The following is a 19,511-nucleotide window of genomic DNA, read 5'->3' on the forward strand; positions in this document are numbered from 1 at the left end:
AATTTGCTAGACAGTTTGGATAAATCCGCTATACTGATAGTTTACTGTAATGTTTATTGACAAAATTGGGATGTAGGACAGGCAATGAGTACCCGCCATTTTTTGACGTTATTGGATTTTAGCAAAGAAGAATTGATGCAAGTGATTAAACGTGGCAGTGAACTGCGTTTGATGCAGCATGAAGGGGTTATTTATCAGCCTTTTGTCGGTCGTACCTTGGGGATGATCTTTGAAAAATCGAGTACCCGTACCCGTATTTCGTTTGAAACAGGGATGGGACAGTTTGGCGGCCATGCCATATTTCTATCGCCCCGCGATACCCAGCTTGGCCGTGGCGAACCGATTGAAGATTCGGCACGTGTTATCTCACGCATGGTCGATATCGTCATGATTCGCACCTTTGAACACAGTATTGTTGAAAAATTCGCCCAGTATTCGCAAGTGCCTGTTATCAATGCGCTCACCGATGAACAGCATCCTTGTCAGCTACTAGCCGATATCCAAACCTTTATGGAACACCGTGGCAGCATCGAAGGCAAAACGGTGACTTGGATTGGGGATGGCAATAATATGTGCGCTTCTTTTATCCATGCCGCCCATCAATTTGGCTTTCAATTGCGGGTTTCCGCCCCTTATGGGTTTGAACCCAATGCCGACCTCATCAAACAGTATTCGCACTGTGTCGAGCTGGTCGAAGATGTTAATGAGGCGGTCAAAGGCTCGCATTTGGTTGCCACCGATGTATGGGCAAGTATGGGGCAAGAGAGCGAGCAGAATACTCGTGCACGGCGATTTGCCCAGTACATGGTGACCCGCTCATTACTGGATAAAGCCGATCCAGAGGTCTTGTTTATGCATTGTCTGCCTGCCCACCGCGGCGAAGAAATCTCCTATGATTTGCTAGAGGATCCGCGTGCTGTGGTATGGGATGAAGCCGAAAATCGTCTGCATGCCCAAAAAGCGCTGATGGAATTTTTGTTAACCGATAAAATCAAACTCGCCTAATCTATGTGGTCTGGGCGTTATCTTTGCGCCCTGCTCTGCCATTATCATTATCATGATCTTAACCACTCTAATTGTTAACCGATAAAGCAAACGGAACATAGCCATGTACTTTGTGCTCTCGCCTGCCAAAAATTTGAATGAAAAAAATGATTTACCTTTTGATTTTAGTCAACATTACACCCAGCCTGCTTTGATGGCGCACGCCTGCGAATTGATGGGTGAATTAAAAACATTAGCGCCAACCGATTTGTCGGCGTTGATGAGTATCTCAGGTAAACTTGGGCAATTAAATGCGATGCGCAACCAAAATTGGCGATGGGATACTACCCAGCCATTTAGCACCGATCATGCTGACATACCTGCTAAAGCGGCGCTGTATTTATTTGATGGCGATGTCTATACAGGTTTGGCAGCGCAGCAAATGACTAAGCAACAAGTGCACTATTTAAATGAGCGATTAGGAATATTGTCTGGGTTGTACGGCTTGTTAAAACCGCTTGATTTGATGCTACCTTATCGCCTGGAAATGGGCACAAAGCTAAAAAATCCCAAAGGCGAGAATTTGTATCAATTTTGGGGCGATACGCTTGCCAATCTCATCAATCAACGCATGGCAGAAAATAAATACAAAGTTTTGGTAAACTTGGCTTCCAATGAATATTTTAAAGCGGTCAATCCCAAAAAAATCAACGCGGATATTATCACGCCTCGCTTTGAAGACGGCAAAGATGGCGTATATAAGGTGGTAAGTTTCTATGCCAAAAAGGCACGGGGCTTAATGGTGCGTTTTGCCGCTGAAAATCAGCTAACAACCGCGCAACAGTTAAAAGACTTTAACTTGGAAGGCTATCAGTTTGTTGAAAATGCCTCAAGCACAACTGAGTATGTTTTTAGACGGGATAATGATTAACTGCGCCGCCATTTAACGCAAAATATTCGCCCATAAATCCACACTCATACTATCTTTTAACACATTTTTATTGAATACACCGATGGTGTTGGCTTGTGGTAGTGAAGCGGTCGGTAGTTCCATCGTCATGGTTGTGATAATTTCCCTAATTAAAAAACCCTATTAAACTGAAGTTTAATAGGGTTTTAATTTTAGCTAAATGGCTTGAGTAGGATATAATCTTTAGATTACATCATGCCGCCCATACCACCCATGCCGCCCATACCACCCATGGCAGCAGCGCCAGCGTCGTCTTTTGGCAGGTCAGTAATCATTGCTTCTGTCGTAAGCATCAAGCCTGCCACAGATGCTGCGTTTTCAAGCGCTGAGCGAGTGACTTTGGCTGGGTCTAAGATACCCATTTCAAGCATATCGCCATATTCACCAGTCGCTGCGTTGTAACCGTAGTTACCTTGACCGCCTTTGACTTGGTTTACCACCACAGATGCTTCATCACCTGCGTTGGTCACGATTTGACGAAGTGGTGCTTCCATCGCACGGCGTAAAATGTTGATACCCGCGGCTTGGTCGTCATTGTCACCATTGACATTGTCAAGCGCAGAGATAGCACGAACCAATGCCACACCACCACCTGCTACAACGCCTTCTTCGACGGCAGCACGAGTTGCATGCAAGGCATCATCCACACGGTCTTTTTTCTCTTTCATTTCAGTTTCAGTCGCCGCACCGACTTTGATAACTGCCACACCGCCTGCGAGTTTAGCAATACGCTCTTGTAGCTTTTCTTTGTCATAATCAGAGGTTGATTCTTCCACTTGGCGACGGATAGAGGCAACACGATCATCGATTTCAGTTTTTTGACCGGCACCATCGACAATCACAGTGTTTTCTTTACCAACCGTCACTTTTTTGGCAGTACCTAATACTGATAAATCCGCAGTTTCTAAGCTCATGCCCAGTTCTTCTGATACAACTGTACCACCCGTTAAGATTGCGATATCTTGAAGCATCGCTTTACGACGGTCACCAAAACCAGGGGCTTTGACAGCACAAACTTTTAAACCGCCGCGCATGTTATTCACAACTAAAGTTGCCAAGGCTTCGTTTTCAACATCTTCAGCAATGATCAGTAAGGCTTTACCAGATTTCATCACGTTTTCAAGCAGTGGAATCAACTCACGGATATTGCTGATTTTTTTGTCGACTAACAAGATTAATGGGTTTTCTAGTTCAGCGGTCAACGTATCTGCTTTATTGGCAAAGTATGGGCTGATGTAGCCACGATCAAATTGCATACCTTCAACGACTTCAAGGGTATCTTCAAAGCCTGAACCTTCTTCAACTGTGATTACGCCTTCTTTACCCACTTTTTCCATCGCTTGAGCGATTAAGTCACCGATAGTTTGGTCAGAGTTAGCTGAGATAGAGCCAACTTGTGCGATGGCTTTAGTGTCATTGGCTGGGGTTGAAAACGCGTGGATTTGTGCAACAACAGCACGTACACCTTTATCGATACCACGTTTTAAGTCCATTGGGTTCATGCCAGCGGCAACTGATTTCATGCCTTCTTGCAAAATCGCTTGGGCTAAAACAGTCGCTGTGGTAGTACCGTCACCTGCAACATCATTGGTTTTGCTTGCGACTTCACGAACGAGCTGTGCGCCCATGTTCTCAAATTTGTCATCAAGTTCGATTTCTTTGGCCACTGATACGCCATCTTTAGTGATGGTTGGCGCGCCAAAAGATTTGTCAATAACCACGTTACGACCTTTAGGACCCAATGTCACTTTGACCGCATTTGCGAGTACATTGACACCATCAATCATTTTTGCACGGGCATCAATACCAAATTTTACATCTTTAGCCATGTTAAATTCTCCAAATTATAAATTTTTATTTGTATAAGGTAGTCCAAATTGCTACCACGGTTGCTATCAATTACTTTACCAAGTACTTAACCAGTTAGATTAAGACCAGGTAAATTAAGACTAAGTAAATTAGCTTTTGGGTAAAAAACGATTGTTTAAAGTAATGACTGATTAACCTTCAATCACACCCAATACATCACTTTCTTTCATAATCAATAATTCTTCACCATCTACTTTAACCGTTGAGCCGGCATATTGACCAAAGAGTACTTTGTCGCCGACTTTGACATCGAGCGCACGTACATCACCGTTTTCACGGATTTGACCATTACCTACTGCAATGACTTCACCTTGAGACGGTTTTTCTTGGGCGCCGCCTGCTAGCAATAAACCGCCAGCTGTTTTTTGTTCTTCTTCGCTGCGACGCACGACGATACGATCATGTAAAGGACGAATTGCCATAATCTACTCCATAAATTAACTGTTAAATTATTGTTTGAAAGCCGTAGTTAGCTTTGAAAGCTGTGATCAGCTCAGAGGTTGGCTCAAAAGACCCCCTCTATTTTGCCGACCACAAAAAGATGATAACTATCTGTTTGCATAAATAATCATATGCTTATGACATGTTATCAATTCACTGTCTAACAGTGGGGATGTATGCCAATTTGTTCAAGCAGAAAATTACGAAATTTTGCAATTTGTTGTCAATTTTTTAACCCCTTCACCCAAATACCTCATAAAGACTGTCGTTTATTGCACAATCACAATCTTTTGTTAACTGGCTTGTATTTGCTTGCCATCAATACTACTGTATGCATACCAAATAGATTTAACCTTATCTGATGAACGTTATTTGATGGATGAAACATGAAAAATTCTTTAGTAAAAAAACTGTTAGTAAGTACTTCACTCGTGTCAGCGATGGCTATCACCGCTATGGCGAATGCAGCAGTTGCCCCTTTTAATGCAACCTATAATTTTAATATTGAAGGCAAATACAATGGCACCGCAAGCCGTGTATTGACCCAAACTGGCAATCAGTATTTTTATAACGTTAATGCAAGTGTCGGTAAATTAGCCAGTGCCAAGCAAACCGCCAATTTTGTGAATGCCAATGGCGCTATCTTACCGGTGAGCGCGTTAACCCAATACAAAATTTTGGGGACGGGTCGTACTACCACATTGAACTTTAATAATGCAAAAAAACAGCTGGTCACCAATTATAAAGGTCAAAACAAAGTCATTGCTTTGCCACAGCCTGCCTATGATGATTTGAGTTTAGAAATTCAAATTCGCGAGGATTTAAAAGCAGGCAAGTTCCGTGGTAAATATTACATGGCAGATCGCAATACAGTTGAAGCGGTGCCCTTTAAAAAATCTGCCGTGACTCGCATTACCGTGCCAGCGGGTACTTTTGACGTGGTGCGTATCGATCGCGTGCATGATGATAAAGACCGTCAAACCAGTTTTTGGTTAGCCCCAAAACTTGATTATCTGCCTGTTAAAGTCGTTCAAAACAATGATGGTAAAAAAATGGAAATGAATTTGGTTAAAGTAAATTAATACTTTGGCATGTTTTGACTCAAACACCGATTATATTAATCGGTGTTTTTTTATGTTTATGTCACTGTAAATAAAATACGCTATTAGTGACTTATCAGGTCAGAAATTGGCGCTATTTTTGTAAGCCATAAGTTGTCAAGGCGTAAGTTTTTAACTATTCTTTGTAGGTCCATTGGAAGGCCTCACTATCCTGTCTAAGTTTTTCATACTTTTTAGCAACCTTTAGCAAGCTCTCCAATTCGCACTATATCAATATCCATGTAAAAGGGAGTATTTCATGTCATTAAGATTGCAATCCTTAACACTCGCTATTGCCAGCATTTCATTTGCTAGCGCTGCCCAAGCCGCGGGGCTTGACCGTTCAACTCAGCCAAGTTGGGGGTTTACGCAAGATGGCACTTTTGCTTACATCGAACGAATCACCATTGACCCATCGATTACTGGCAAAGACAATGCGGCCACCACCCCTTCGCCAACTACGTCTGAAGAAGGTCGCGATATTAACAACATGGCGCTAAACTATGATTTTATCAATTATGGGGCAAAAGCAGACGTCAACGATAAAGTCAGTGTGGGTGTGTTTTTTGACCAGCCGTGGGGCGCGGATGTTGAGTTCACCGGCAATAACAACTTTGTCAATGGTACAGAACAAGCGGCGCTAGCCGCCAAAGCTGCAAAAGCCGCCGCTGCAAAAGCCGCCGCCGCTGCTTATCAAGCAGATCCCACCAACCAAATACTGGCTTATACCGCACAGCAAGCAGGGGCAGCCTACAATATAGCAAGCAATGTCGCTCAGCATCCTAACGAAGGTACCAACGCCTCTGTTGATAGTAAAAACTTCACAGGTTTGGTGGGGGTCAAATTTGGCGAAAAAAATAATTGGCAAGTATATGGCGGGCCGGTATTACAAAAATTGGAAGGTGAGGTGCATTTACGCGGTAAAGCCTACAATTCTACCCAAAGCCTATCACGTTGATAGGCTTTTTTTATGTCCATCCATTAATCGCGATGTTTACCATCCATCTCCAATCCTAACATGTCAAGCAAGGCTGCCATGCTTGCAGATACCGTGATATTGGGGTTAGTGACCAACCCCAAATAGCGTTGTAACTCAACGGGGGTATCCATATTAATCGGCTGTAAATCTTGATTGACTAACGTTTGCGGTAACACTGACCACCCTAGCCCAACCGATACCAACATACGAATCGATTCTAGTGGATTGGTGCTCATCGTGGCATACGGTTTTAAGTTATATTTGGCAAATTCAGCCAAAGTGATTTGACTGGTAAAGGTATTGGCGGCGGGTAGAATCGCTGGATAGTTGGCCAATTGTTCAAGCGTCACGTTCATTTTATGCGCCAGTGGCGATAAAATGCCGGTCACAAAATGCAGCGGATCTGACCATAGCATATGATAATTTAGACGTTTATCATACACAGGGGGTAGCGTTAAAAAAGCCAATGACAAGTCGCCATCAAGGACGGCTTTATGCGCTTGCTCAGAATCGACAAAATGCACTTCAAGCTGTACCGCAGGATAGCTTTGGATAAATTGTTTGAGGACAGCTGGCAGATGATGTAAGCCAATATGATGACTGGTACCGATAATCAGTTTGCCTGATACCGTTTGCTGGCGGTTTTTAAGATTAATTTTTAGATTATCGTAATCATCTAGCCAGCGTTTGGCATGGGGTATCAAGTCATGCGCCGCTTGGGTTGGGATAATACCACGACCCACAGTATCAAAAAGGGTGACATCAAATTCGTCTTCTAAGTTTTTGATACGCTTACTTACTGCAGGCTGTGTAATAAATAATTTATCAGCCGCCTGCGAGATACTACCTGTTTGCATAACCGCTAAAAAAGTATTTAAATTTGTGGTATTCATCTTTCCCCCAAAACTAAAACCCTACCATTTGATATAAATAAAAGTTTCATTCTTTAAAAAATACATTAAATAAGATTATAAGACAACGTTTGCCCAAATACAATTTATTTAATCGCCCAATACATTCCTAAAATTTTTATAAAATATAAAAATCATCAATTAAAATTATCATTTTTCTTTGTTATAATGGCGTTATTGTTTACCCGATTACTACGCCCTTTTATAAAAAAACCATAGGATATGTGTCATGGCAGCGCAAACGCTTTATGATAAACTTTGGCAAGATCACTTAGTCAATCAACGAGACGACGGTTCTAGTCTTATCTATATCGACCGTCATTTATTACACGAAGTCACAAGCCCACAAGCATTTGAAGGCTTGTCATTGGCCAATCGTGACCCTTGGCGTTTGTCAGCAAACGTCGCCACCCCTGACCATAATGTCCCAACAGTGGCAAGCGAGCGTAAAGAAGGGGTGGCAGGCATTAAAGATGACGTCTCTCGCTTGCAAGTAGCCACACTCGATGAAAACTGTGCCAAATTTAATATCACTGAATTTACCATCAATGACGTGCGCCAAGGCATTGTGCATGTGGTAGGCCCAGAACAAGGTTTGGTATTACCTGGGATGACCGTGGTATGTGGCGACTCACATACCGCAACCCATGGTGCGTTAGGCTGTCTTGCCCACGGCATCGGTACCAGTGAAGTTGAGCATGTATTGGCAACACAGTGTCTTGTGCAAACCAAGATGAAAAATATGCTTATCAAAGTCGATGGAAAATTGGGTGAAGGTGTCACCCCCAAAGACGTGGTACTAGCGATTATTGCAAAAATCGGCACCGCGGGCGGGACAGGCTACGCCATTGAATTTGCAGGCGATGTGTTCCGTGACATGAGCATGGAAGGAAGAATGACCGTGTGTAATATGGCGATTGAAGCGGGCGCACGCGTTGGCATGGTAGCCGTTGATGACACCACGATTGAATACGTCAAAGGTCGTCCCTATGCGCCTACCGGTGAAATGTGGGATAAAGCCGTGGCTTACTGGCAAACCCTGCATTCAGATGCTGATGCCGTGTTTGATACCGTCATTGAAATGGCAGGCGCGGACATCGCACCCCAAGTATCTTGGGGCACATCCCCTGAGATGGTGGTGGATATCAGCGCAAACGTCCCTACCCTAGATATGGCAAAAGATGATGTCCAAAAAGAAGCTTGGACACGCGCCTATGAGTATATGGGTTTGACCCCAGGTCAACCGGTCACTGACATCAAAGTCGATCGGGTGTTTATCGGCTCTTGTACCAACTCGCGTATTGAAGATATCCGCGCGGCAGCGGCGGTTATCAAAGGTCGTAGAGTCGCAGATAGCGTCAAAGAAGCGATTGTGGTGGCCGGTTCTGGGTTGGTTAAACAACAGGCAGAAAGCGAAGGGCTGGATAAAATCTTTACCGCAGCGGGTTTTGAATGGCGAGAGCCAGGCTGCTCGATGTGCCTCGCCATGAACGCGGATAAATTGCAGCCAAAAGAACATTGCGCCAGTACCTCCAATCGTAACTTTGAAGGCCGTCAAGGCAATGGCGGACGCACCCATTTGGTCAGCCCTGCGATGGCAGCTGCCGCGGCATTAGCCGGTCATTTTGTTGACGTGAGAAATTATTAAGGTAGAACTATGAAAAAATATACCCTTGAGCAAGGCATTGTCTGCCCATTAGATCGCTCAAATGTGGACACTGACCAAATCATTCCAAAACAATTTTTGAAATCTATCAAACGTACAGGATTTGGTGCCAATTTATTTGATGAATGGCGTTATTTGGACGAGGGCTATCCTGGTCAAGACAACAGCAAACGCCCCATTAACCCTGACTTTATTTTAAATCAGCCCCGTTATCAAGGTGCTAACATTTTGCTTGCACGTAAAAACTTTGGCTGTGGTTCAAGCCGTGAGCATGCCCCTTGGGCACTCGAAGAATATGGTTTTCGAACGGTGATTGCGCCAAGTTTTGCCGATATTTTCTACAATAACTGCTTTAAAAATGGCATGTTGCCAGTGATTTTAAGTGAAGATGCGGTCAGTGAATTGTTTGCCGAATGTTTTGCCCAAGATGGCTATCAATTAACCGTGGATTTAGAAAAACAGCAAGTGATTTCACCCTCAGGTAAAAGCTATGCGTTTGACGTCGATGAATTCCGTAAGCACTGTCTGCTCAACGGTTTAGACGATATTGGTCTGACATTACAGCAAGCTGATAGCATCAAAGCGTATGAAGAGAACGCCAAACAATCTCGCCCTTGGGTATTTGGCACAGGGGCGGCTTAAAGTGCTGCTTGCTTAGGTAAATATACACTGTTAGGAGCGTTTCATCATTGATGATTTATCATTGAGAGCTTATCCATCATTTATCCCAGCCTGTGTACAAGCCGTGTCTAAAGAGGCATTTTTTGACAAAGGCATTTTTTGACAAAGGTTGGCATATTGGTTATGTTAGTCACATTTTAGCCTGCCTATGACTGTGTTTAAATCATGGCATCATCCGCCTTGGTTATCATCATCTAACTGTGGCAGGCACCCTGTTACTGCAATTTTTTAATTGCTTTTTTTGATTTGAGGGAATAACGACCATGATGTTTACGAAGCGCTTTTTTCGCCCTGACTGTTTGCCTGTTGTAGCCATTGCGATTTGTTCAGCGGTGGCGTTATCCGGCTGTCAATCAATGACAAATCAGCCGAGCGCACGCGCCAAACACCCACTGGTAACAGCGCCGCAACCGATTGCTGCAGGCAAAAGCACCCTAAAATGCACAGGCGTTTATGCCTGTGAAATCAATCGTATTGGCACATTGGCAGTTATTAATCAATCGACTCACACCCCGAGCGCTACCCTTGGCAACCATAGCCAAGTTGCCAGCCCTGTGACCGTCACACCCTTGATGAGTAAGCCGCAGAGCAAGTCTACTATGCCAAACTACTTGGTAAGTTTTCCGAGTGGTCAGCACATGGTTGCCACCCGTTTTTATTTGGATGAGGACTTGACGACGGCTGAAAGTTTTAGTTTTATCCATCGTTTTGAAAGCGGTAAACGCTATGAGCTCAAAGCCTACCGCCAAATTCAAAAGACCGATTATAGTTTACTAGCGCAGTCTGCCCCAACGCCCCTGTGTATTGACTTGTATGAAAATGCCAAACTTACCAATCGATGGTGTAAAAAACCCAATCAGCAAGGCGCTTTATCGAATGAATTTATCAAGATTGCTTTATAAATGCCCCTAAAAGCTTTACTTACAAAAGCTTTATCCAACAAAGCGCCATTCAATAACGCCTGATTCGATTATTTTTTAGAAACTAGCAAAATTTTAAAAGCTGAATTGTCAGCACAAAGTTGTAGATTAACGTGAAGGAAGTAACATGACTAAACAAATCGCCGTATTAGAAGGTGATGGTATTGGCCCTGAAATCATTGGACAAGCTGTCAAAGTATTGGACAAATTAATCGAGCAAGGCTTAGACGCTCGCTATGAGTATGGGCTGTTAGGTGGCGCCGCGTATGATGTGCATGGCTCACCCTATCCAGAAGCTACCCAAAATTTGTGCCGCAAGGCTGATGCGGTATTGCTCGGTGCTGTCGGCGGCCCACAGTATGACAACCTTGAACGCTCAGTGCGCCCAGAGCGTGGATTACTGGCGATTCGTAAAGACTTAAATCTATTTGCCAATCTTCGCCCAGCCATTCTTTACCCAGAGCTTGCCAATGCCTCAACTTTAAAACCTGAGGTGGTATCTGGCTTAGATATTTTGATTGTCCGTGAGCTCACCGGCGATATTTATTTTGGTGAGCCACGCGGTATTCGCACGCTTGAGAACGGCGAAAAAGAAGGCTACAACACCATGAAATACAGCGAATCAGAAATTCGCCGTATTGCCAAAGTCGCTTTTGAAGCGGCGCAAAAACGCGGTAAAAAACTCTGCTCAGTTGATAAAGCCAACGTACTTGAGACCACAGAGTTTTGGAAGCAAATTTTCACTGAAGTCGCTGCCCAATACCCAGATGTTGAATTGTCTCACATGTATGTCGACAATGCAGCGATGCAGCTGGTCAAAGCCCCAAAACAGTTTGATGTGATTGCCACCGGCAATATTTTTGGCGATATTTTGTCAGATCAAGCCTCGATGCTGACTGGCTCTATTGGTATGCTACCATCCGCGAGCTTAAATGACACAGGCAAAGGGCTATATGAACCATCGCATGGCTCTGCCCCTGATATTGCAGGTCAAAATAAAGCCAACCCATTGGCAACCATTTTGTCATTGGCGATGCTGTTACGTTATAGCCTCAATGATGAAGCCCGTGCCACACAGGTTGAGCAAGCAGTGCAAAAAGTATTACAGCAAGGGTTACGCACAGGCGATATCTTTGAACAAGGCACCACGCTGGTTTCTTGTTCAGACATGGGGGATGCGGTCATCGCTAACTTATAATCTTTGATTAGCCTAATTTTTACCCTGCATTAAAGGCAGTGTTAGCTGGTCTAACCTGCCTTTTTTTATGGCATTTTTGCCAACATTTTTTTGAAAAATTTGTAAAATCCTGCTTATCTTCAACCGAGTTTTGTTATAGTATGCCATTATCGTTTCTCTAAAACCTCGATGACCTTCCATCCTCACTTGCTAAATTTTTCTCAAAATTCAATGCCTATGTTTTCTCATTATAAAATCGCACCTTGGTTCACAAGCGTGCTGCTTGTTATCAGTTTATCTGCCTGTCAACAGTCACCCAATCAAGCGATAGATGTACCCACAGTTGCGACAGCAAGTACCACAGCAAATACTGCAGCTGGCACAACCGCAAGTGTCGCTGCCTCTTCGCCTGCCCCAACGCTAAAAGCCAATGTCAGTCAACAGTTTATTGGCACAAGCTTGGTGCAGCAACGACTGAAACAAGCCTTGCCAGAGATTGCCTACACCACTGATAATTTACCCATGGTTGCCCAGCAAGTGAACCAAGTGAGTTGGTCACCAATAGGCGCTATTGAATTAAAAGCCATGCCTGCCTCTGCGGTGGTGGCGTCACAAGCCGCATCAACCGCATCTGCTTCAACGACCCAATCTGCATCGGGTTTTCAATCAACTATTGACTATACTGCGCTCAAACAATCAACGAATGACAATTCGTCAACCGTGGCTAACAAAGACGCGTTACCATCAAAACAAGTGTCAATTACCCCTGATGAACTGCTGGTATTTAAGACCCAAGCACTGCTTAACTGGCATGGGCATAGTGTGGGTGCGGTGACAGGGACAATGAATAAAAATACCATCAAAGCGATGCAGATTTTTCAGCAAAAGCACAATCTGCCCGTAACCACCACGATGGATGAAGCCACCTGGGCGGCGTTAACCAGCAACGAGACGTTAAATAAGCAGCCGATTTTTATCAATTATCAGCTAACGCGCGATGATTTGGTGATTACCAAAGCGCCCAAAGACATGCAATACAAATCAGCGCGTGAAGCGGTGGCTGAAAAATTTCATATGAGCCAAAAACTGGTAAGTCGATTGAACCCCACCACGCCACTCACAGCGGGTAACATTATCACTGTCTACAATCCTTATCAGCCCAATATGACGGAAGTGACCAAGGTTGTGAGCGATAAAAAGAAAAACATCTTGTACGCCTATGCTGCTAGTGGTGAGCTCGTTGCAAGCTACCCGACAACAGTAGGCTCTAATTACACCCCGTCACCGTCTGGCAGTTTAAAAGTTAAAAATCGGGTATTGAACCCCACCTATAATACTGATTTTTCTTCCAAAGAAAAGTGGCTGCCACCAGGACCTAACAATCCTGTGGGCCGCGCTTGGATTGGGTTATCAAAACGGGGTTATGGCATTCATGGCTCGCCTGAGCCTGAGTTAATTAGCGCGCAAAAATCACACGGTTGTGTGCGTTTGACCAATTGGGATGCCCTAAGTCTGTATGGCACGATAGCCGATGGCGCAGACGTGGTATTTGAATAAGTTTATATTGTATAGGCGTCAACTAAACACCCCGAAATCTGGGGTGTTTGGTTATTGCGATTCCTGTCGCCAAACTTGTTTTCGCAAATCCTGCTTGGTCTGCCTGCGTTGTTTCTTACGGGCGATTTCGACATCGTCTTTTTCATGCAGTCCGCCTTTTTGCAAAAGCGGATTTAACACCAAGTAATTACGGGGTTTAACAGCCAAATTGGATTGAGCGATTGACGGATTTTTCTCCAGTTGCCCACCCAATTTGATTAATTGTTTTTGGTTTTTCATGATTAATTCCTTAAAGATTTTTCTAAATTTTCGAGCTTTCTTGGCATATCTTCACCCGTTGCCGTCAAAACATCATGATGATTAATACAAAATAGCCATTTGAATTTTTTTGAGACAAAATAACACTCTTCAAAAAAACAGCTTTCTGCTAATACTTGAAGAATAGGTAAAATCTTGCCCTCATACCACCAAATTTTTGTGTTTTCATGGTAAGTCGTTGTCGCACCAAGCCAAATTGTTTCATTTTCATCAATTAATTGAGTTAAATAACATTCAGGACGTTCTGGCAAATCGTAAGCCGAAAATTCTTCTTGTTTAAAATATTGCCAAAGCCAACCATCACCCACTTTGCCATCTTTAACAGTACAAAATGTTTGAATAAATTGTTTTTCAATCGCTTGATGATTTTCTGTGGGCGATAACGGGCGAAATTCATCATCCGTTAGCTTAAATTGCGTTTTTAATTGCATGAGTTCGGCTCGAATGTCTTGCCATTCTTTGGATTGTGGGCGGTGTTTGCCATGTTGATTTTCAGGATATTTCATTTTAACTCTCCAAAATTGGGCGTATTCAATACGCCCCTACTTTTCAATAAAATCAAAAATTTATCCTTTAATACACATCACTTGTTTGAGCGTATGGACGACTTCGACAAGCGCCGACTGATTCGCCATCACCGCATCAATATCTTTATACGCCTCTGGAATTTCATCCATCACGCCCTTGTCTTTGCGGCACTCCACGCCCGCCGTCTGTGCTTTTAGGTCATCAAGGTTAAAATGCCGAATCGCTTTGCCACGGCTCATGCGTCGCCCTGCCCCATGTGAACACGAACACAACGCCTCGCTATTGCCCTTGCCTTTGACGATATAGGATTTTGCCCCCATTGAGCCAGGTATAATCCCAAGCTCACCCTCGAAAGCAGAAATTGCTCCTTTACGGGTGACGTACACGTCCTCACCGTAGTGATGTTCTTGGCTGACATAATTGTGATGGCAATTAATCGCCTCGCGAGTCAAGGTAAAATGCGGTAACTCACGCTGTAGCACACTGACAATCAGTCGCATCATCTCGCGGCGATTCTCTAACGCATAATCCTGCCCCCACTGCACCGCCTCGAGGTAATCGTCAAAACTATGGGAGCCTTGGGCGAAATACGCCAAATCACGGTCAGGCACATGCCCAAAGCGGCTTTGCTGCTCTTTTTTGGCAAGGGTAATAAAATACTCGCCAATACAGTTGCCAATACCGCGACTGCCCGAATGCAGCATCACCCAGACATCCTCGTTTTCATCGATACACAGCTCAATAAAATGATTACCACCGCCCAGCGTACCGAGCTGTTTTGCCCAAGTTCGCTCAAAGTTGCGCAGCATTTTGAGCAGCCCCTTGTGCTTATCGGTGATGCGCTTTAAGCGTTTGGCAAGCGGGTCAAGCGTAGTCATTTTCACCGTGATGGCTTGGTGCTGGTTAAAACCGACAGGGACTTTGGCTTCAATCGCTGCACGGATTTTAGCCAGATTATCGGGCAATTGGTGGGCTTTGAGTGACAGTCGCACCGCGTTCATGCCGCAGCCGATATCCACACCCACCGCCGCAGGAATAATCGCATCTTTAGTCGGAATCACACTACCCACAGTCGCACCCTTGCCCACATGCACATCAGGCATCACTGCAATGTGGTGATGGACAAATTCAAGCTGGGCAAGATTACGTAACTGCTGGATGGCTTCTTGCTCAATATCTTTGGTAAATACTTTGACAGGTACGCCATGTTGCGCAGATTTATTTAATACTAATTGAATACTCATATATTTTTTTCTGTTTTAATGCTAAATTCACACACCCTTAAAAGTTTTAGCGTAGCAAATTTAGCCCAATAAATGATAATTAAAATTTTTTGAAGTGACTTTGATAAGTAAATTTAAACAATAAAACGCCGTCCAATCTTTTAACACGACTGGCAAACAAGACTGAGACACATAAATGCGTTTGAAAAATTAATTGCTCTGAAAAAGTTTGTTATCGCAAGGTGCGTTTTAACTATCCGACGATTTCTGTGGCATGTAAAACTAGGGATATGGAAAAACAGGGAAATTTTAGACAACAAAAAACCCAAATCGTTACCATCACAACAAACACAATCAAAAGCCAATATTCGCTTTATTATTTGTCAGTTACTATTGATGGTGATGCTTTGGGTTTGGTAAATCAAAATCGGTAAATGTAGGGGCGTATGGCATATACGCTGTTAAAAACCAAATTTTAATTAGTTAAAACAGACGGCAGACACATCAACAGTGTTGTTTAGACGTTTTACGTTGTGAGTAAGTACGGACATCATGTGTCTCCTTTTTCCCTTTTGCTAGGGTGGCGGTTTTGGCGATGGTACTAACATCAGAATGCCAAAACAGAACTGAAATAAAAGTTTGAGTGCATTCACAGTTTGATATGTTATCAAAACTAATGAATCAGACGCATACTATAAAACTTTATTTATCGATATGCAAATTTTTTTATAAAAAAACCAGCGACAGGGGTCACTGGTTGTTTAAAAGGCTTAAGGTAAAAATTAAGCTGGAATACGCAGTACTTGACCTGGATAGATTTTATTTGGGTCAGATAGTAATGGTTTGTTGGCTTCAAAGATTTTGTTGTATTGGTTGGGATCGCCATATACTTCTTTTGAAATTTTTGACAGCGTATCGCCTGATTTCACTGTGTACATACGAGATTCTGGCTCTTGCGTTGCAACCGTGATATGGTCTTCTACTTGTGCAACATACTGTACGTTACCTGCCGCTAGAATGGCTTTTTCGCGCTCTGCTTGATTGGCGGCAGAACCATTAATGGTTACTTTGTCAGTGTTGCCGTCATAGGTGACTGATAGATTGTCAATGTGTGCATTTTGTTGGATACGCTGAATCAATAAGTTCGCAATCTCTTGTGCAGATGGCTCAGTAGAAGCGGCAGGCGCTGCGGTTGGTGCAACATTTGATGCAGGTGTAGAGGCTGGCGCAGCGTCTTTGTTACGATGAAAGATTTTATCACCGATGTCTTTTGCAAAACTAAATAGTCCCATTTGTTTTTCCTTATGTTGTAATATTTTAATATACGATTTTTAATGTCTGGTTTGTTGAAACTCTTAAATGATCGTTTCAACACCTCAAATGACTAGAACGACCGCCCATCACTACAACGACAATCGTGTTAATTAGGGCGTTATTCTAGTTGCCCTCTAGATTAGCAAAAACTTAAATTGATGAGCATAAGTATTTAGTAAAGGAATGTTACTGATTGCAAGTATCCTTTCATTTATTACGTCATTTATTACGTCATTTATTACGCCAATTTTCTATGCCATTTATTCCTTTAGGGGATAATGGAGAAAAACACAAAAGTGGCTAACATGACCAAATGAATGATGCCATGTAAAAAAGTGGTGCGCCCGGTACTTAAAGTATTGATAGTTATCATCAGCGTAATGACCAGCATTACCCCTTCTTTGGCAGACAACCCAAACATAACGGGCGTTGCTGTGAAGATTGAATAAAGCGCGATAACAGGAATTGTCAACGAAATGGACGCCAAAGCCGAGCCTAACGCCAAATTTAAACTGTTTTGCAGTTGGTCGTTGTAGGCAGCTTTTACCGCAGCAATAGATTCAGGCAACAGTACCAAGGCAGCAATGATAATCCCTAACACGATTTTTGGCATACCCATCGCCAGCAGCGCCGCTTCCATCGCAGGCGACAACATCTTAGCAAGACCCACGACCGTCACCAAACTGAAAAACAAAAATCCCACACTCATCGCCGTGGTTAGCGCATTATCACTGTGATGCTGATCATCTACACCGTCGGCAATAAAATAATCACGGTGACGAATGGTTTGGGTAAAGATAAACGCGGCATACAAAATCAAACAGCAAATCGCTACAAACAGCAGCTGAGCACCAATCATAAAACCGCCTGCAGCAGAGGTGGTAAAATTGGGTAAAATAAATACGATTAATGCAATCGCCAATAACACACTAATTGCCGCTTTACTGCCATGCAAACTATAACGCTGTACGTAATTTTTGATACCACCAATCAACAGGCAAATACCAATAATCCCGTTACAAATCAGCATCACTGCTGCAAATACCGTATCACGGGCAAGCACGGCGGCATCGGTGGGTGTACTACTACTCATGAGTGCCAAAATAAGTGCCACTTCAATCACGGTGACCGCCAATGCCAAAACCAACGTACCAAAAGGCTCACCCACTTTGTGAGCAATCACCTCAGCGTGATGCACGGCAGCAAAAACTGACCCCATCAAAAAAATCGCCGTCACGGTATTCATGATGATACCCGAGGGATGCCAAATCAAATGCACCGCAAGCACTAAAGCGGCAATACTTGGCAACAATAACGTCCAAATGGGTAAATTGATATTAAATTTTTGGTTCAGCCAAAATGTTTTCGCCATATCCCCTCCGCTCTATCTATATTTTCTAATCTATCATATAAATAGATAATATGGTCAAAAATATCAAAAATCAATTAAAAATGAAATTATTTCTCATTATTTTGTAATTTATGCCAGTAAATTATTGGTGCAAGGCACACAAAGCCAATCAACATACTCACCAAAAAATGCCATTGATAGCCCAAAAAATGCGCCATATAGCCGCTGGCAAAATGTGCTGAGCCGCCCAACACCGTCAACAGACAAACCTGCACAGTAAAATCACTCCCCGCATTGGCAGGGCGTGAATAATGCATAATGGTGGTGAGCATCGCAATCAGCGCCAACGATGCACAAAAATGCTCCAGCGCATTGACGACATAGAGCCACAAAAAATCCGTCAGTAACTGATGATAAAACCCATAAGCGACCAACCCATACAACCCTGTGGTCAGCGCTTGCGCAAGATTGAAATACAGCAGTGACATAAAGCGAGTGAGTCGTTTCATCAAAATTGTGGCGACCCCTGCCCCAGCGACTGAGGCAGCCGAGCCCAAAATAGTTGCCCAAAAGCCAATTTGCTGCAAGTTGAGTCCGACATCGACCATCATCGGTTTGACCATACCGCTTGAAATGCCATCAGCAATTTTATAGGTCAATAACACCCCTAGCCAAGCCAGCATCTCCCGCGATGACCAAAAATATTGATAATGGTGGCTCAGGTAATTTTTTAGTGCCTTAAAACTGCCAGATTTTTCTGCCTGTACTTGTTTTTTGGAAGGTATAACCGAGGTGTGGGCGTGCTCTTTAAAAAACACAATGGGCACGGTATTTATGGCCACCAAAGCCGCCATGGCAAGAAAACTGTTGCGCCAGCCCAATTGCTCAAGCAGCATCAGTAAAACACCGCCACCGATAATCAGCCCCAGCCGATAGCCGATGACTTGTATGGCATTGCCTTGGCTTTGGCGATGATGGTGATTGGTCGTCTGATTCACCGAAACAGACGCAGGCGCAGGCATATCATGGGTCAGCGGCTCTTTGGGCGCCATAGCTACTTTAAGCAAACGGGTTGCTAGCCCATCCGTCGCCACATCGTGTGTCGCACCAATAAGACTTAAGGTAAATAACATCCCGTACAACGTCATCACCGAAGGGGTTTGTGCCAAATTATGCGGTTCAAAAAACGCCACCGCAACCAGTATGACAATCGACAGCCCTTGCATCGGCAAAATCCAGCTTTTGGCGCGTCCGATTTTCTCTGAATAATAGCCGTCCACCACAGTAGCCCAAAGGAATTTAAGCCCCCAAGGTACCAAAATCAGCCCTGACCAACCAATCGCAACCAGTGAGACTTTGTATTCACGTAAAATCGCTGGCAAAGCTTGGGTAATAAACCCTGCAGGCAAGCCTTGTGCCAAGTATAAGGTGAGCAGTAAGCCTAAGGTTTTATAATGAGTCAAATGAGAATTGGATGGTGGCGCTGGCGACTTTGATAACGGCATAGGACTACCACAGGTAG

The 19,511-nt window shown here is 43.7% G+C and carries 18 protein-coding genes; 9 read left to right on the plus strand and 9 right to left on the minus strand.

Annotated elements, in window-relative coordinates:
- The first annotated feature begins 84 nt into the window (after window positions 1-84).
- Together argF and yaaA are read left to right on the plus strand one after the other, a co-directional pair.
- Window positions 85-1,005 carry an ornithine carbamoyltransferase gene (gene argF / locus AXE82_RS02935; protein WP_062331233.1) on the plus strand — a complete coding sequence of 307 codons (921 nt, stop codon included), beginning with the start codon at window positions 85-87 and terminating at the stop codon, window positions 1,003-1,005.
- A gap of 103 nt (window positions 1,006-1,108) precedes the next feature.
- A complete protein-coding gene (gene yaaA / locus AXE82_RS02940) occupies window positions 1,109-1,915 on the plus strand; it encodes a peroxide stress protein YaaA (protein ID WP_062331236.1) in 807 nt (268 codons plus the stop codon).
- A 227-nt stretch (window positions 1,916-2,142) separates the two neighbouring features.
- Here yaaA and groL read toward each other — a convergent pair whose 3' ends face one another.
- Together groL and AXE82_RS02950 are read right to left on the minus strand one after the other, a co-directional pair.
- Complete coding sequence (gene groL, locus AXE82_RS02945; protein ID WP_007114919.1) at window positions 2,143-3,783, minus strand: chaperonin GroEL; 1,641 nt, start codon at window positions 3,781-3,783, stop codon at window positions 2,143-2,145.
- 171 nt (window positions 3,784-3,954) lie between these two features.
- A complete protein-coding gene (locus AXE82_RS02950) occupies window positions 3,955-4,248 on the minus strand; it encodes a co-chaperone GroES (RefSeq protein WP_197931485.1) in 294 nt (97 codons plus the stop codon).
- 402 nt (window positions 4,249-4,650) lie between these two features.
- On the opposite strand from AXE82_RS02950, the gene AXE82_RS02955 reads away from it, so the two are divergent.
- The gene (locus AXE82_RS02955) at window positions 4,651-5,346 is read left to right on the plus strand and encodes a DUF3108 domain-containing protein (protein ID WP_062331239.1); all 696 of its coding nucleotides are present in this window, start codon (window positions 4,651-4,653) and stop codon (window positions 5,344-5,346) included.
- 277 nt (window positions 5,347-5,623) lie between these two features.
- The gene (locus AXE82_RS02960; RefSeq protein ID WP_174901004.1) at window positions 5,624-6,322 is read left to right on the plus strand and encodes a hypothetical protein; all 699 of its coding nucleotides are present in this window, start codon (window positions 5,624-5,626) and stop codon (window positions 6,320-6,322) included.
- A gap of 23 nt (window positions 6,323-6,345) precedes the next feature.
- Here the strand turns inward: AXE82_RS02960 and AXE82_RS02965 are convergent, their stop codons facing one another.
- Window positions 6,346-7,236: a LysR family transcriptional regulator gene (locus tag AXE82_RS02965; RefSeq protein WP_060994372.1), complete on the minus strand. Its 891-nt coding sequence runs from the start codon at window positions 7,234-7,236 to the stop codon at window positions 6,346-6,348.
- Window positions 7,237-7,483: 247 nt separating this feature from the next.
- Between AXE82_RS02965 and leuC the strand changes: the two genes are divergently transcribed.
- From leuC to AXE82_RS02990, 5 genes are all read left to right on the plus strand, one after another.
- Window positions 7,484-8,902, plus strand: a complete 1,419-nt coding sequence (leuC, locus tag AXE82_RS02970) for a 3-isopropylmalate dehydratase large subunit (protein ID WP_062331242.1) — start codon at window positions 7,484-7,486, stop codon at window positions 8,900-8,902.
- Between the two features lie 9 nt (window positions 8,903-8,911).
- On the plus strand, window positions 8,912-9,562 hold the full coding sequence (gene leuD, locus AXE82_RS02975; protein WP_007114912.1) for a 3-isopropylmalate dehydratase small subunit: 651 nt from the start codon (window positions 8,912-8,914) through the stop codon (window positions 9,560-9,562).
- Window positions 9,563-9,864: 302 nt separating this feature from the next.
- Complete coding sequence (locus AXE82_RS02980) at window positions 9,865-10,503, plus strand: hypothetical protein (RefSeq protein WP_062331245.1); 639 nt, start codon at window positions 9,865-9,867, stop codon at window positions 10,501-10,503.
- Window positions 10,504-10,648: 145 nt separating this feature from the next.
- A complete protein-coding gene (gene leuB / locus AXE82_RS02985) occupies window positions 10,649-11,719 on the plus strand; it encodes a 3-isopropylmalate dehydrogenase (protein WP_062331249.1) in 1,071 nt (356 codons plus the stop codon).
- Window positions 11,720-11,974: 255 nt separating this feature from the next.
- Window positions 11,975-13,255 (plus strand): L,D-transpeptidase family protein, encoded by a 1,281-nt coding sequence (locus tag AXE82_RS02990; RefSeq protein WP_227713341.1) that lies wholly within the window; start codon window positions 11,975-11,977, stop codon window positions 13,253-13,255.
- A gap of 51 nt (window positions 13,256-13,306) precedes the next feature.
- On the opposite strand, the gene AXE82_RS02995 is transcribed toward AXE82_RS02990, so the two are convergent.
- From AXE82_RS02995 to AXE82_RS03020, 6 genes are all read right to left on the minus strand, one after another.
- The gene (locus AXE82_RS02995; protein WP_062331255.1) at window positions 13,307-13,534 is read right to left on the minus strand and encodes a hypothetical protein; all 228 of its coding nucleotides are present in this window, start codon (window positions 13,532-13,534) and stop codon (window positions 13,307-13,309) included.
- Between the two features lie 2 nt (window positions 13,535-13,536).
- Window positions 13,537-14,079: a DUF6756 family protein gene (locus AXE82_RS03000; RefSeq protein ID WP_062331256.1), complete on the minus strand. Its 543-nt coding sequence runs from the start codon at window positions 14,077-14,079 to the stop codon at window positions 13,537-13,539.
- Between the two features lie 60 nt (window positions 14,080-14,139).
- Window positions 14,140-15,345 (minus strand): RtcB family protein, encoded by a 1,206-nt coding sequence (locus AXE82_RS03005; protein ID WP_062331259.1) that lies wholly within the window; start codon window positions 15,343-15,345, stop codon window positions 14,140-14,142.
- Between the two features lie 761 nt (window positions 15,346-16,106).
- Complete coding sequence (lysM, locus tag AXE82_RS03010) at window positions 16,107-16,616, minus strand: peptidoglycan-binding protein LysM (RefSeq protein ID WP_062331262.1); 510 nt, start codon at window positions 16,614-16,616, stop codon at window positions 16,107-16,109.
- A gap of 290 nt (window positions 16,617-16,906) precedes the next feature.
- Window positions 16,907-18,010: a calcium:cation antiporter gene (locus AXE82_RS03015; protein WP_062331265.1), complete on the minus strand. Its 1,104-nt coding sequence runs from the start codon at window positions 18,008-18,010 to the stop codon at window positions 16,907-16,909.
- An 86-nt stretch (window positions 18,011-18,096) separates the two neighbouring features.
- The gene (locus AXE82_RS03020; RefSeq protein ID WP_197931410.1) at window positions 18,097-19,494 is read right to left on the minus strand and encodes an MFS transporter; all 1,398 of its coding nucleotides are present in this window, start codon (window positions 19,492-19,494) and stop codon (window positions 18,097-18,099) included.
- Window positions 19,495-19,511 lie beyond the last annotated feature (17 nt).

Origin of the sequence: Moraxella osloensis, assembly GCF_001553955.1 — a bacterium.
GTDB classification, from domain to species: Bacteria; Pseudomonadota; Gammaproteobacteria; order Pseudomonadales; family Moraxellaceae; genus Faucicola; species Faucicola osloensis.

Bases quoted from the DNA above. Each gene is read 5' to 3' on its own strand.
- argF (WP_062331233.1), top strand. From the start codon at position 85: ATGAGTACCCGCCATTTTTTGACGTTATTGGATTTTAGCAAAGAAGAA.
- yaaA (WP_062331236.1), top strand. From the start codon at position 1,109: ATGTACTTTGTGCTCTCGCCTGCCAAAAATTTGAATGAAAAAAATGAT.
- groL (WP_007114919.1), bottom strand. From the start codon at position 3,783: ATGGCTAAAGATGTAAAATTTGGTATTGATGCCCGTGCAAAAATGATT.
- AXE82_RS02955 (WP_062331239.1), top strand. From the start codon at position 4,651: ATGAAAAATTCTTTAGTAAAAAAACTGTTAGTAAGTACTTCACTCGTG.
- AXE82_RS02960 (WP_174901004.1), top strand. From the start codon at position 5,624: ATGTCATTAAGATTGCAATCCTTAACACTCGCTATTGCCAGCATTTCA.
- AXE82_RS02965 (WP_060994372.1), bottom strand. From the start codon at position 7,236: ATGAATACCACAAATTTAAATACTTTTTTAGCGGTTATGCAAACAGGT.
- leuC (WP_062331242.1), top strand. From the start codon at position 7,484: ATGGCAGCGCAAACGCTTTATGATAAACTTTGGCAAGATCACTTAGTC.
- leuD (WP_007114912.1), top strand. From the start codon at position 8,912: ATGAAAAAATATACCCTTGAGCAAGGCATTGTCTGCCCATTAGATCGC.
- AXE82_RS02980 (WP_062331245.1), top strand. From the start codon at position 9,865: ATGATGTTTACGAAGCGCTTTTTTCGCCCTGACTGTTTGCCTGTTGTA.
- leuB (WP_062331249.1), top strand. From the start codon at position 10,649: ATGACTAAACAAATCGCCGTATTAGAAGGTGATGGTATTGGCCCTGAA.
- AXE82_RS02995 (WP_062331255.1), bottom strand. From the start codon at position 13,534: ATGAAAAACCAAAAACAATTAATCAAATTGGGTGGGCAACTGGAGAAA.
- AXE82_RS03000 (WP_062331256.1), bottom strand. From the start codon at position 14,079: ATGAAATATCCTGAAAATCAACATGGCAAACACCGCCCACAATCCAAA.
- AXE82_RS03005 (WP_062331259.1), bottom strand. From the start codon at position 15,345: ATGAGTATTCAATTAGTATTAAATAAATCTGCGCAACATGGCGTACCT.
- lysM (WP_062331262.1), bottom strand. From the start codon at position 16,616: ATGGGACTATTTAGTTTTGCAAAAGACATCGGTGATAAAATCTTTCAT.
- AXE82_RS03015 (WP_062331265.1), bottom strand. From the start codon at position 18,010: ATGGCGAAAACATTTTGGCTGAACCAAAAATTTAATATCAATTTACCC.
- AXE82_RS03020 (WP_197931410.1), bottom strand. From the start codon at position 19,494: ATGCCGTTATCAAAGTCGCCAGCGCCACCATCCAATTCTCATTTGACT.